This is a genomic window from Kitasatospora terrestris (assembly GCF_039542905.1).
In the GTDB taxonomy this organism is placed as follows: domain Bacteria; phylum Actinomycetota; class Actinomycetes; order Streptomycetales; family Streptomycetaceae; genus Kitasatospora; species Kitasatospora terrestris.
Map to the genome: position 1 here is coordinate 6,394,856 of NZ_BAABIS010000001.1, position 12,895 is coordinate 6,407,750.

The window sequence follows — 12,895 nt, forward strand, 5'->3', positions numbered from 1 at the left end:
CGGACGGCGTACGGGACGCCGGACGTCCTGCGGAACACGTCGACCAGGGCGTGACCTGCCCACGTGACGGCTGCCTCGGAGGAGCAGGGCCCGGCCGCGCTGGGCCGCGCCGCCCTCCCGGACCCGGTCGGGGCGCCGTTGGATCAACTGCTCGGCGTCACACGGGTCAGCCGGGGAGCTGGGACAGGCCGGCCTGGAGTTCTTCGGCGGTCATGCAGGGGGTGACGGTGACGTCGGCACCGAGCTCCGTCCAGAAGGGTTCGACCAGGGCGACCAGGTTGGATTCCTGGTCGAGGTCGCAGACGAGGGTGAAGGCGCGCCGTCCGCCGAAGGGGTAGAAGTAGGCGGCCTCGGGCTTGAGGGCGCCCATGATCCGGCCCATCAGCTCGGGGACCTTGCCGGTGGCGAGCAGGTGGTTGGACGTCGCGGTGTCCATTTCGCCGTGGATCATCATGCGCATCGTGGGGCCTCCTGACCGCACGGGGGGCGGTGACGGGCCGGCGACGCGGACGGGGCCGCGGGGCGGCCGGCCTTGGAGGACCAGCGTCCCGCAGCCCCGTGGGGTGCGCGAGTTCGGGCGGCGTCCGGGTTTAGGCGGCGTGCGCGGAGACGCGGGCCTCGTCGGTGGCCGGGGCGGGGGTCTCGGCGGGGCGGGCGAGGTCGTGGTGGATGGGGCCGTCGCCGGCGGAGAGCGGGAGGCAGGAGCCGCCGCGGCGGTGGGCGACGATCTCGGCGGCGACCGAGACGGCGGTCTCCTCGGGAGTGCGGGCACCGAGGTCGAGGCCGATGGGGGAGCGCAGGCGGGCGATCTCGGCGTCGGTGAGTCCGACCTCGCGCAGGTGGGTGTTGCGGTCGAGGTGGGTCTTGCGCGAGCCCATCGCGCCGACGTACCCGACGGGCAGCCGCAGGGCCCGCTCCAGCAGCGGGATGTCGAACTTGGCGTCGTGGGTGAGGACGCACAGGACGGTGCGGCCGTCGATCCGGTCGAGCTGGGAGTCGAGGTAGCGGTGCGGCCAGTCGACGACGACCTCGTCGGCGTCGGGGAAGCGCCGGGCGGTGGCGAAGACGGGGCGGGCGTCGCAGACGGTGACGCGGTAGCCGAGGAACTTGCCGATCCGGACGACCGCGGCGGCGAAGTCGATGGCGCCGAAGACGATCATCCGGGGCGCGGGCACGTACGACTCGACGAAGACGGTGACGGTGCCCTGGGCGGCATCGTCGCAGGGGCGGCCGTCGAGGCCGAGGACGAGCTGTCCGGTGCGGCCGGCGTCGAGCATGGCGCGGGCCTCGGCGACCACCGCGCATTCGAGCAGGTGGAGGGGCTGCGCGGAGCGCATCGAGTGAAGGGTGGCGGCGGGAGACGGGCGGGCGGGGGAGAGCGCGCCGTGGTGGGTGTCGGCGGTGACGGCGACGGTGGCGCCGAGCAGGGCGGCGGGTCCGTCGACGATCCGGGCGAGGGCGACGGGGGTGCCGGAGGCGATGTAGGCGATGCCGGCGTCCAGGCCGGGGTCGGCGCCGGGCACGATCGGCTGGACGAAGACGTCGAGGACGCCGCCGCAGGTGAGGCCGACCGCGAAGGCGTCCTCGTCGCTGTAGCCGAAGCGCTCCAGGGCGGGCTCGCCGCTGAGGATCGCGGCCCGGCAGAGCTCGTACACCGCGCCTTCGACGCAGCCGCCGGAGACGGAGCCGATCGCCTCGCCCTCGGAGTCGACGGCGAGGGCGGCGCCGGGGTCGCGGGGGGCACTGCCCAAGACGCCGACGACTGTGGCCACGGCGAAGGCGCGCCCGGCGGCGTGCCAGGCCTGCAACTGCTCGGCGATGTCTTGCACGGTGTGCTCCCTACCAACCAATAGTGCACGGGAAACGGGTGGCGCCGCGGTACCGGAGACAGGACTCCGGTACCGCGGCCGGCGGGCGGCTAGTGCACGCCGAGCCAGGACTTGATCGGGACGAGGGCGAAGTAGACCACGAAGACCCCGGTGAGGATCCACATCAGCGGACCGGGCTCGCGCCACTTGCCGGTGCCGGCCTTGATGGCGGTGTACGAGATGACACCGGCGGCCACGCCCGCGGTGATGCTGTAGGTGAACGGCATCAGGACGCAGGTGAGGAAGGCGGGGATGGCGATCTCGCGGTCGGACCAGTCGATGTGCCGGGCCTGGCTCATCATCATGGAGCCGATGACGACCAGGGCGGCCGAGGCGACCTGGACCGGGACGACGGCGGCGACCGGCGAGAAGAACAGCATCAGGGCGAAGACGCCGCCGGTGACGGTGGAGGCCAGGCCGGTGCGGGCGCCGTCGCCGACGCCGGTCGCGGACTCGACGAACACGGTCTGGCCGGACGCACCCGCCACACCGCCGATCGCGCCGCCGGCACCGTCGATGAACAGCGCCTTGGACAGGCCGGGCATCCGGCCCTGCTTGTCGGCCAGGCCCGCCTCGGTGCCGACGCCGATGATGGTGGCCATCGCGTCGAAGAAGCCGGCCAGGACCAGGGTGAAGACGGCCACCGAGGCGGAGATCGCGCCGAGGCCCTTGGAGCCGAAGGCTCCGAACAGGTCGATGTCGCCGAAGAGGCCGAAGTCGGGGGCGGAGACCGGGGAGCCGGGCCACACCGGGGCGGAGCCGCCCCAGGCCTTGGCGTCCAGGCCGGCCACCTGGTGGACGATCACGGCGATCACGGTGCCGGCCGCGATGCCGATCAGGATCGCGCCGCGGACGTTGCGGGCCAGCAGCACGAAGATGGTCAGCAGGGTGACGCAGAAGATCAGGACCGGCCAGCCCTCCAGCTCGCCGAACGGGCCGAGCGACAGCGGCGTCGGGCCGCCGGTGTGCACGAAGCCGGCCTTGTAGAGGCCGATGATCGCGACGAACAGGCCGATGCCGATGGTGATGGCGTGCTTGAGCGGCAGCGGGATGCCGTTCATGATCTTCTCGCGCAGTCCGGAGACCACCAGCAGCACGATCAGCAGACCGTAGATGACGCAGAGACCGAAGGCCTGGGCCCAGGTGGTGTGCGGCACGACCAGGGCCGATATCGCCCCGGAGACCGAGAGGCCGGCGGCGACGGCCAGCGGCACGTTGCCGATCACGCCCATCAGGACGGTGGTGACGGCGGCGGCCAGGGCGGTCGCGGTGGTCAGCTGGGCGTGGTCGAGCTTGACGCCGGTGACGTCGGCACCGCTGAGGATGATCGGGTTGAGCAGGACGATGTACGCCATCGCCATGAAGGTGGTGAGGCCACCGCGGATCTCGTTGCCGAAGGTGGAGCCGCGTGCGGAGATCTTGAAGTACGCGTCCAGCTTGTTCTTCGGCGGGGTGGCCGGCGACTGGGTGAGGGTCTCGTCGTCGGCGGGTGCTTCGTCGGTGGGGCCGGGCTCCGTGGAGATCCGGGTCATGTCCACTCCCAAGGTTCAAAGGGGATTGGGGTGGGCGAGCCGACCTGGGTGCCAGTCATGGAAGAGGCGCAGGGGGACTGTTCGACTCACTGGGGTGCACCGCTGCAGAGCCCCGGCGAGGGAGAGGCAGCGGTTCGGTGCGTGGGTGGGGTTCATTTCGTTTCGGGTGGGGCAACCCCGGGGCGGCGGGGGAAGACGGTCCGCCGCCCCGGGGAGGTCTGTCAGAGCGTGCCGGTGAGGTGCTCGGGCCGGACCGGGATCCGGTTGAGCGCGATGCCGGTCGCCTGCCGGATGGCGGCCACGATGGACGGCGTGGCGGAGACGGTGGGGGCCTCGCCGACGCCGCGCAGGCCGTACGGCGCGTTCGGGTCCGGGAGTTCGAGGATCTCCACCGGGATCGGCGGGGTGTCCAGGATGGTGGGGATCAGGTAGTCGGTGAAGGACGCGTTGCGCACCTTCCCGTCCTTGACGATGATCTCCTCCATCACCGCGAGGCCCAGGGCCTGGGTGCAGCCGCCCTGGATCTGGCCCACCACGGAGAGCGGGTTGAGCGCCTTGCCGACGTCCTGGACGGCGGTCAGCTCGACCACCTTGACCAGGCCCAGCTCGACGTCCACGTCGACCACCGCGCGGTTGGCGCAGAAGGTGTACTGGACGTGGCCGAAGCCCTGTCCGGTCTCCTTGTCGAACGGCTGGGTCGGGCGGTGGTGGTGCTCGCGGGTCAGGTCGATCGCCTCGTCGCCGAGCAGGTCGACCATGGCGACCAGCACGCCGTCGGCCTCGGAGACGACCTTGCCGCCGACCAGGTCGATGTCGTTCTGGGTCCAGCCGTAGCGCCGGCGGCCCTTGGTGATCAGCGCCAGCTTCACCGCCTCGGCGGCGAGCTTCACCGCGCCACCGGTCATGTACGTCTGGCGCGAGGCGGAGGTGGAGCCGGCCGAGCCGACCTCGGTGTTGGCCGGGTGGATGGTGACCTGCTCGACGCCGAGCTCGGTGCGGGCGATCTGGGCGTGCACGGTGACGCCGCCCTGGCCGACCTCGGCCATCGCGGTGTGCACCATGGCGACCGGCTCGCCGCCGATCACCTCGAGGCGGACCCGGGCGGTGGAGTAGTCGTCGAAGCCCTCGGAGAAGCCGACGTTCTTGATGCCGACCGAGTAGCCGACGCCGCGGACGATGCCCTCGCCGTGCGAGGTGTTGGACAGCGCGCCGGGCACGGCGCGGATGTCCAGGTTCTCCAGGTCCAGCGGCGGGGGCAGCGGCATGTCCTTGACCCGCTGCAGCAGCTCGGCGACCGGGGCCGGCGAGTCGATCCGCTGGCCGGTGGGCATGTGGTCGCCCTCCGCCATCGCGTTCAGCTGGCGCAGCTCGACCGGGTCCATGCCCAGCTCGGCGGCGAGCTTGTCCATCTGCGACTCGTAGCCGAAGGCGGCCTGCACCGCGCCGAAGCCGCGCATCGCGCCGCACGACGGGTTGTTGGAGTACAGCGCGATGGCGTGCATCTTCACGTTCGGGATGACGTACGGGCCGTGGCCGAGCGAGGCCGCGTTGCCGACCACCGCGGGGGAGGCCGAGGCGTACGCGCCGCCGTCCAGCACGATCCGGCAGTCCGCGAAGACCAGCTTGCCGTCGCGGGTGGCGCCGTGCTCGTAGCGCATCTTCGCCGGGTGGCGGTGCACGTGGCCGAAGAAGGACTCGTCCCGGGCGTAGACGATCTTGACCGGCTTGCCGGTGTGCTGGGCCAGCAGGCAGGCGTGGATCTGCATCGAGATGTCCTCGCGGCCGCCGAAGGCGCCGCCGACGCCCGCGAGGGTCAGCCGGACCTTCTCCTCGGGCAGGCCGAGCACCGGGGCCATCTGCTCGCGGTCCACGTGCAGCCACTGGGTGGCGATGTAGAGGTCGATGCCGCCGTCCTCGGCGGGCACCGCCAGGCCGGACTCCGGACCGAGGAAGGCCTGGTCCTGCATGCCGACCTCGTACTCGCCGGTGACGATCACGTCGGCCAGCGCGCGGACCTCGTCGGTGACGCCGAGGCCGGAGACCAGCTTCTGCTCGTGGCAGATGTTGCCGTAGCCGTGCGACTTGAACTCGTGCGGCTCGTGCACGTAGCCGTGGGTCTCGGGGTCGAGGCACTGCTCCTCGGTGACGATCGGGGTGAGCACCTCGTACTCGACCTTGATCTTCTTCACCGCGCGGCGGGCCGTCTCCGGGTGGTCGGCCGCGACCAGCGCGATCGGCTCACCGTGGTAGCGGACCTTGTCGATCGCCAGCGCCGGCTGGTCCTTGATCTCCAGGCCGTAGAACTTGGATCCCGGGATGTCCTGGTGGGTGAGCACGGCGTACACGCCGGGCAGCTTGAGCGCCTCGGAGATGTCCACCGAGAGGATGTTGGCGCGGGGGTGCGGCGAGCGCAGCGCCATGCCCCAGAGCATGTCCTCGTGCCACATGTCGGACGAGTACGCGAACTCGCCCTTCACCTTCAGGGTGCCGTCGGGGCGCAGCGGGGAGCCGCCGATGCCGTCCGCGGACGCCTGGTTGATGTTCTGCAGGTTCTTCTGACCCGCGATCGTCCGGGTGCTCATGCGGCCACCTCGCTGCGCTCGGCGGGCGCTTCGCACAATGCGCGCCCCTTGATGATTCGCTCGCTTCGCTCGCTCATTCCCCATGCCCCTTACCCGCGCACTTGCGGGCGGAGGCGAGCCGCACCGCGTCCATGATCTTCTCGTAGCCGGTGCAGCGGCACAGGTTGCCCGACAGCGCCTCGCGGATGTCGTTGTCGCTCGGCTGGTCGTCCTTCTCCAGCAGGGCGTCGGTCTGCACCAGCAGGCCGGGGGTGCAGAAGCCGCACTGCACGGCGCCGGCGTCGACGAAGGCCTGCTGGACCAGGCCCAGCTCGCCGTTCTCCTCGGCCAGGCCCTCGACGGTGCGCACCTCGCGGTCCTGCACCTGGCCGGCCGCGACCAGGCAGGAGCAGACCGGGGTGCCGTCGAGGTAGACCGTGCAGGAGCCGCACTCGCCCTGCTCGCAGGCGTTCTTGGAGCCCGGCAGGCCCACCCGCTCGCGGAGCACGTAGAGCAGGCTCTCGCCCTCCCAGACGTCGTCCGCCTCGACGGGCTTGCCGTTGGCGGTGAAGGTGATCCTCATGCCGCGCTCCTGATCTGCTTGCTGTAGTCGTTCCAACACCAGGTGAGGGTGCGGCGGGCCATCACGGCCAGGGTGTGCCGGCGGTAGTCGGCGGTGCCGCGGACGTCGTCGATCGGGGAGGCCGCGGCCTTCACCAGCTCGCCGAACTCCCGGACGGCCTCGGCGGGGATCAGGGCGCCGGACTCCCACAGGCCGCGCTCGGCGAGCACGCCCTGCAGGTACTCCTCGGCCTGCACCGCGCGGCGCGGCGTGGGGGCGGCCGAGCCGATACCGGTGCCGACCGTGCGGTTCTTGGGGTGCAGGGCGAAGCCGAAGGCGGACACCGCGATCACCATCGCGTTGCGGGTGCCGATCTTGGAGAACTGCTGCGGGCCGTCGGCGACCGGGATGTGCACGGTCTTGATCAGCTCGTCGGCCTCCAGGCTGTTGCGCTTCACGCCGACGTAGAACTCGTCGATCGGGATCAGCCGGGTGCCGCGCACCGAAGCCGCCTCGACGAACACGTCCCGGCCCGCGGCCAGCAGCGCCGGGTGCGCGTCACCGGCCGGCGACGCGCCGCCCAGGTTGCCGCCCACGCTGCCGCGGTTGCGGATCTGCGGGGAGCCGACCGTGTGCGCGGCCTTGGCCAGGCCGGGCAGCTGCTCGGACAGCTCGTCGATGATGCGGGTGTACGGCACCGAGGCGCCGAGCTTCACCACATCCCCGTCGATCTCCCACGCGCGAAGCTCGGGGATGCGGTTCAGGTCGAGAATCGCGGATGGCCGGTGCACGTCGAAATTCATCTCGACCATGACGTCCGTGCCGCCCGAGATCGGCAGCGCGGTCGGGTACTCAGCCTTCGCCGCGAGTGCCTCGTCCCACGTTGCGGGCCGAAGGAACTCCATGCGGTGTCTCCTCAAGTCGTGGCCTGCCGGACAGGGGGCACGTTGCCCGGTGTCGGTGTTCGGACTGTGCAACCACCTCGTTGCCTCGGCGTTGAGTCCTGGTCACCGGGATGTGTCCGGCGGCTTGTGGCCAGTGAACCGCTGTGACCGGGCCCACTGGCAGTCACCGATGGCATGAAGCCCCGGCTGTGGTCCCGCCCGGCATCCTGTACGTTCCTCTAAGGAAGGGAATTTCGCAGCCCAGGAGTCACCCGGGCGCTACTTACGACCGTAATCCGGCCGTGATTCCGGAGCTACGGGCCCGTGATCCGGGCGGCATTTGTGAGGTGACACCGAACGCCGGTCGTCGGGCACACTGACCCCCACCCTCGAATTTCCCGAACGGACGAAGGAGTCTGCGGATGCGTGTCCGTGACCTGCTCGCGCCCGGCGCGCCGCACCTGCGGCTGCTCGCCGGCGAGGACGAGCTCGACCGGCAGGTCAGCGGCGTCATGACCACCGATCTCCAGGACCCGGGGCGCTACCTGCACGGCGGCGAGCTGGTGCTCACCGGCATGCTCTGGCGCACCGCCCCGGAGGACTCCGAGCGCTTCGTGCGCACCCTGGTGACCGGCGGCGCGGTCGCCCTGGCGGCCGGCGAGGCCGAGGTCGGGCCGGTGCCCGAGGACCTCACCGCCGCCTGCCGCCGCCACCGCCTGCCGCTGCTCGCCGTCCCGGACGACATCGCCTTCGGCACCGTCACCGAGTTCGTCGGCCGCCAGGTCTCCGCCGACCGGGCCGCCGACCTCGCCGCCCTCGTCGACCGGCACCGGATGCTGGTCTCGGCCGCCGGCGGCGGCGGCCTGGACGCCGTCCTGGACCTGCTCGGCGGCGACCTCGACCTGGACTGCTGGGTGCTCACCCCGACCGGTCAGGTGATCGCCGGGCCGGTCGACCGGCTCACCGCCGAGGACCGCGACCAGCTGGCCCGCGCCCACCTCGGCGCCCAGCGCCAGCGCCGCCGCCCCCCGCACCGGGCCCGCCTGGTCACCGGCAGCTACTCGCTGATCCCGGCCGCCGTCGACCCCGCGGACGAGTCCCCGCTGGCCGACTGGCTGCTCGCGATCGCCGGCGACGTCACCGAGTGGACGCCCAAGCGGCAGCAGCTCGCCGAGAACCTCGCCCGTTTGGTCGCGGCCGAACGGACCCGCCGCGACGAGGGCCGCCGGCTGCGCCGCCGGATCGCCGACGAGACCCTCGCGCTGCTCCAGCGCGACGCCGACCCGGCCGAGATCAGCCGCGCCCTGCACGCCTCCACCTCGATGGCCCGCTACGAGGGCGGCACGCCGCTGCCGGTGGCCGGGGAGGGCAACTGGCTGGTGCTCAGCGCCGAGGCCACCGGGCTGCCGGACGGGGCGCTGAGACCGGTCCTGGAGGAGGCGCTGGCCTTCGCCTCAGAGCGGGCGCTGGTCGCCGCGCTGGGTGCCAACGGCGCCGTCGTGGTGCTGCCCGCGCTGGACGTGCCGGTGCCCGCGGACGCCCTGCGCGAGCTGCTCGCGCCGCTGGAGGCCGGGCTGGGCTCGGAGGGGCGGATCACGGTGGGCGTCTGTGCGCCGGCCGCGGAGAGCGGCGGGCTGCGCGGTGCGCTGGAGGAGTCCCGGCACGCCCGGCGGATCGCCGCGGCCCGGGTCGGGCGGGTCTGCGTCGCCGGCCCCGAGGAGCTGGCCTCGCACGTGCTGCTGCTGGCGGCGGTGCCGGACGAGGTCCGCCGGGCCTTCCGCAGCCGGCTGCTGGACCGGGTGATCGCGTACGACATCGAGCACCAGGCGGACCTGGTGCGCACGCTGGAGGCCTTCCTGCGCTCGGACGGGTCGTGGACCCGGTGCGCCGCCCAGCTTCATGTCCATGTCAATACGCTGCGCTACCGGATCGGCCGCATCGAGGAGCTGACCGGCCGTGACCTGTCGCGTCTGGAGGACCGGGTGGACTTCTACCTGGCCCTGGAGCTCGCGTAGCCGACCGCGGGTGCCCCCGCCCGAAACCGGGCGGGGGCACCCGCGGTCACTCACTCGGCGGCGCGGCGCTTGCCCCGTTGGCGGCGCGGGTACGGGAAGAGCCGCGGCGGGCGTTTGGCGGCGACGTCCTCGACCCAGCCGAAGACCAGCACCAGCAGGGCGAGCAGCGGGATCGCCGTCAGCAGGTCGAGCCAAGGACTGTTCAGCAGCCACTTGAAGTTCGAGGACAGGTAGTCGTAGGACCACAGCGGGTCGAGCACCGGGACGGCCAGGGTCAGCGCGACCTCGTGCCAGAGGTAGACGCTGACGGCCCGCGAGTTGAGCAGGCTGACCAGGCCGTTCCAGCGTTCCAGCGGCGCCGGCCACTGGTCCCAGGACGGGCTGACGTGGAGCAGGATCGCGACGAAGCCGAACGACCACAGGGCCTGGGCGATCGGCCAGGACTCAAGGTCGGTCACCTCGCCGGGATCGACCGGGCGGGTGCCCAGGTACCAGAGTCCGGCCACCATGATCAGCGGTGCGATGGAGGGCAGCACGTACTGCGGGATCCGCTTCAGCATCCCCTCCTGGTGGGCCATGCCGAGGATCCAGCAGGCACCGAAGGTGGCGAAGTCGTTCGCGGTCTCCCAGACCCGGCTGTAGATGAACTCCGGCTCGTTGCCGCCGAACGCGTTCATGCCGATGACCATCACCAGCGGGGCGCACAGGGTCGCCACCGGGAAGCGCCGCAGCGCCTTGAGCATCAGCGGGGACAGCAGGACGTACCACAGGTACGCCCGGAGGTACCAGAGCGGGACGATCACCTGCTCGGCCCAGGTCGTCTCGACGGTGTGGTGGAAGCCGGGGAGGGCCCCCGGGTACGGCGGGGTGCTCAGCGGCAGGATCCAGAAGGCCAGCTTGGCCCACCACCAGGTGGGGTGGCCGTCGGAGGCCGGGCCGTGCGGGCCGCCGCCGTCGTAGACCTGCAGGCCGACCATGATGATGCCGAACAGCCACATCGGCGGAAGCAGCCGGCGCAGTCGGCCGCGGATCACGCCGAGGGCGGGGCGCTTGAGCGAGCGCGCCATCAGCGAGCCGGCCAGCGCGAACATCACGCCCATTGAGGGGAAGACGATGGGCAGCCAGGCCCAGCTGAAGTTGTGGTAGAGGATCACGCGGACCAGGGCCAGCGCGCGCAGCAGGTCGAGGTAGCGGTCGCGGCCGCCCTTGGCCTTGGGCGCTGCCTGCGGCTCCTGCGGCTCCGGTTCGGCCTCCTGCCGCCACTGCTCGGGGATCCGCAGCGCCACGGTGTCCTCGTGGCGTCCGAGGCTCGCGGGCGCGTGCGGCGGAACGGTCTCCTGGCTGCCGCCGAACCATCCGAAGGAATTGCTCATGGTCAGGCCTCCACCGGGGCGGCGACCTCGCCGGTGCGCCGGAGCTTCTGCCAGCGCAGTCGGCCACCGGTGAACGCGGTGATCGTGGACTGCAGCAGGACGATGTACATCAGCTGCCGGTACACCACTTGCTGGAGCGGCAGGCTGATCAGGTGCCAGGGCTTCTCGCGGTCCAGCCGGAAGGCGTACCAGGAGAGCACCGCCTGGATCGACAGGAAGCCGCCGAAGCTGACGAGGGTGAGTCCGGCGTCCGCGAACAGCACGCCGTACATCAGGAAGATGTCGACCAGCGGCGCCAGCAGCGGGGCGACCACGCCGAACAGCACGACGATCGGCAGCCCGAAGCGGCCGAAGCGCCCGGCCGGTCCGCGGGCGGTGACGGCGCGGCGGTGCTTCCACATCGCCTGCATCGAGCCGTAGCTCCACCGGTACCGCTGGGACCAGAGCTGCTGGATGCTGGCGGGTGCCTCGGTCCAGGCGCGGGCGCGCTCGGCGTAGACGATCCGCCAGCCCTCGCAGAGCACCGCCATGGTGATGTCGGTGTCCTCGGCGAGGGTGTCGTCGCTCATCCCGCCGACGGCGTCCAGGGCCTCCTTGCGGAAGGCGCCGACCGCGCCGGGGATGGTCGGGATGATGCCGAGCATGTCGTACATCCGGCGGTCCAGGTTGTGGCCGAGGACGTACTCGATGTGCTGCCAGGCACCGATCAGGCTGTCGCGGTTGCCGACCTTGGCGTTGCCGGAGACCGCGCCGATCCCGGGGTCCGCGAAGGGCTGGACCAGCTCGCGCACGGTGGACGGCTCGAAGACGGTGTCCCCGTCCATCATCACGACGATGTCGTGCGAGGCGGCCGCGATGCCGACGTTGAGCGCGCTGGACTTGCCGCCGTTGACCTTGCGGATCAGCCGGACGAAGGGCAGGGCCATCTCCTCGACGATGTCCGCGGTGCCGTCCGAGGAGCCGTCGTCGATGACGATGACCTCGATCGGGTAGTCACTGGCGGCCAGCGAGTTGAGGGTGTTGGCGATGCACTCGCGCTCGTTGTAGGCCGGGACGAGCACGGTGACCGGCTCGGTGACGGGCTCGCCCCAGAGGTCCGTCCGCTTGGCGCGGCGGGCGTGGACCGGCGCGAGGACGAGCATCAGCGCGAACCGGCCGAAGTTCAGGAAGCCGACCACGGCCAGCAGCGCGATCAGCACCGGCAGGGTGTGCACGGCCAGCTGGGTGGTCCAGATGTAGCCCTTGCCCGCCCACAGCTGGAAGCCGTGCACCGGCGTGGTGGCGCTGGTGGCGCCGAGCGCCTCGGAGATGGTGGCGAAGCGGTAGCCGTCGGCCTGCAGCTTCTCGATGAGGATCCCGAGCGCCGCGACGGTCTGGGAGCGGTCGCCACCGGCGTCGTGCAGCAGGATCAGCTCGCCCGCGCCGGGGGTGGCCGGCATCGCCTCCTTGACGATCGCGTCCACTCCGGGGAGCTTCCAGTCGTCGGTGTCGTGGTCGATGAAGGCGGTGATGTAGCCGCGGGCGCCGAGGTACTTGACGACCGGGTAGCTCCAGTCGTCCAGTGCGCCCGCGTAGGAGGAGTACGGAGGGCGGAAGAGCGTGCTGTGGACGCCCGCGGCACCGGCCAGCGCCAGCTGCGTCTGGGCCATCTCCCAGCTGAGCCGGGCGTGCGACTGGAACGCCAGGTCGGGGTGGGTGAAGCTGTGCAGCCCGATCTCGTGGCCCTCCGCCACGATCTTCCGGATCATGTCCGGGTTGCGGGCGGTCATCGAGCCGGTCACGAAGAAGTCCGCGCGCACGTTGTGGGCTGCCAGGATCTTCAGGATCTCCGGCGTCCACTCCTCGGAGGGGCCGTCGTCGAAGCTCAGCACCACGGTGCGGTCCGGGATGCGGTAGCTCACCGGGTCGTCGTTCTTCTCGCCGCGGGCGTCGACGACCGGGCCGCCCTTGAGGACCTGGTCCGGCACGGTCGTCTGGTCGACCGACTCCGCGACCCGGGAGTCGTGGAACACCTCGTTGGTGGCCAGGCCGCGCAGCACGATGAGCGCGAGCAGGCAGGCCAGCAGGGACAGCGGCATGACGAAGCGCAGCGGCGGCGCG

The 12,895-nt window shown here is 71.7% G+C and carries 9 protein-coding genes; 1 reads left to right on the forward strand and 8 read right to left on the reverse strand.

Features of this window, described 5'->3' with window-relative positions; all coding sequences use genetic code 11:
- Positions 1–166 precede the first annotated feature (166 nt).
- The 6 genes from ABEB06_RS29355 to ABEB06_RS29380 form a co-directional block, all read right to left on the reverse strand.
- Entirely contained in the window at positions 167–460 is a 294-nt protein-coding gene (locus tag ABEB06_RS29355; RefSeq protein WP_345699913.1) for a hypothetical protein, read from the reverse strand.
- Between the two features lie 130 nt (positions 461–590).
- Positions 591–1,829, reverse strand: coding sequence for an XdhC family protein (locus ABEB06_RS29360; protein ID WP_345699914.1), 1,239 nt, complete (start codon positions 1,827–1,829; stop codon positions 591–593).
- 89 nt (positions 1,830–1,918) lie between these two features.
- The gene (locus ABEB06_RS29365; RefSeq protein WP_345699915.1) at positions 1,919–3,400 is read right to left on the reverse strand and encodes an NCS2 family permease; all 1,482 of its coding nucleotides are present in this window, start codon (positions 3,398–3,400) and stop codon (positions 1,919–1,921) included.
- A gap of 221 nt (positions 3,401–3,621) precedes the next feature.
- Positions 3,622–5,982, reverse strand: a complete 2,361-nt coding sequence (gene pucD, locus ABEB06_RS29370; RefSeq protein WP_345699916.1) for a xanthine dehydrogenase subunit D — start codon at positions 5,980–5,982, stop codon at positions 3,622–3,624.
- Between the two features lie 73 nt (positions 5,983–6,055).
- Positions 6,056–6,544 carry a (2Fe-2S)-binding protein gene (locus ABEB06_RS29375; protein ID WP_345699917.1) on the reverse strand — a complete coding sequence of 163 codons (489 nt, stop codon included), beginning with the start codon at positions 6,542–6,544 and terminating at the stop codon, positions 6,056–6,058.
- The gene (locus ABEB06_RS29380; RefSeq protein WP_345699918.1) at positions 6,541–7,428 is read right to left on the reverse strand and encodes an FAD binding domain-containing protein; all 888 of its coding nucleotides are present in this window, start codon (positions 7,426–7,428) and stop codon (positions 6,541–6,543) included. The genes ABEB06_RS29375 and ABEB06_RS29380 overlap by 4 nt, the downstream gene beginning before the upstream one ends.
- 401 nt (positions 7,429–7,829) lie before the next feature.
- On the opposite strand from ABEB06_RS29380, the gene ABEB06_RS29385 reads away from it, so the two are divergent.
- The gene (locus ABEB06_RS29385; protein WP_345699919.1) at positions 7,830–9,422 is read left to right on the forward strand and encodes a PucR family transcriptional regulator; all 1,593 of its coding nucleotides are present in this window, start codon (positions 7,830–7,832) and stop codon (positions 9,420–9,422) included.
- Positions 9,423–9,472: 50 nt separating this feature from the next.
- Here ABEB06_RS29385 and ABEB06_RS29390 read toward each other — a convergent pair whose 3' ends face one another.
- Together ABEB06_RS29390 and ABEB06_RS29395 are read right to left on the reverse strand one after the other, a co-directional pair.
- Complete coding sequence (locus tag ABEB06_RS29390) at positions 9,473–10,795, reverse strand: acyltransferase family protein (protein WP_345699920.1); 1,323 nt, start codon at positions 10,793–10,795, stop codon at positions 9,473–9,475.
- 2 nt (positions 10,796–10,797) lie between these two features.
- The gene (locus ABEB06_RS29395) at positions 10,798–12,873 is read right to left on the reverse strand and encodes a bifunctional polysaccharide deacetylase/glycosyltransferase family 2 protein (protein ID WP_345702032.1); all 2,076 of its coding nucleotides are present in this window, start codon (positions 12,871–12,873) and stop codon (positions 10,798–10,800) included.
- Positions 12,874–12,895: the final 22 nt, after the last annotated feature.

What these genes read in the sequence shown, in the direction of transcription:
- ABEB06_RS29385 (WP_345699919.1), top strand. Translation starts at nt 7,830, where the DNA reads ATGCGTGTCCGTGACCTGCTCGCGCCCGGCGCGCCGCACCTGCGGCTG.
- ABEB06_RS29375 (WP_345699917.1), bottom strand. Translation starts at nt 6,544, where the DNA reads ATGAGGATCACCTTCACCGCCAACGGCAAGCCCGTCGAGGCGGACGAC.
- ABEB06_RS29380 (WP_345699918.1), bottom strand. Translation starts at nt 7,428, where the DNA reads ATGGAGTTCCTTCGGCCCGCAACGTGGGACGAGGCACTCGCGGCGAAG.
- ABEB06_RS29355 (WP_345699913.1), bottom strand. Translation starts at nt 460, where the DNA reads ATGCGCATGATGATCCACGGCGAAATGGACACCGCGACGTCCAACCAC.
- ABEB06_RS29395 (WP_345702032.1), bottom strand. Translation starts at nt 12,873, where the DNA reads ATGCCGCTGTCCCTGCTGGCCTGCCTGCTCGCGCTCATCGTGCTGCGC.
- pucD (WP_345699916.1), bottom strand. Translation starts at nt 5,982, where the DNA reads ATGAGCACCCGGACGATCGCGGGTCAGAAGAACCTGCAGAACATCAAC.
- ABEB06_RS29365 (WP_345699915.1), bottom strand. Translation starts at nt 3,400, where the DNA reads ATGACCCGGATCTCCACGGAGCCCGGCCCCACCGACGAAGCACCCGCC.
- ABEB06_RS29390 (WP_345699920.1), bottom strand. Translation starts at nt 10,795, where the DNA reads ATGAGCAATTCCTTCGGATGGTTCGGCGGCAGCCAGGAGACCGTTCCG.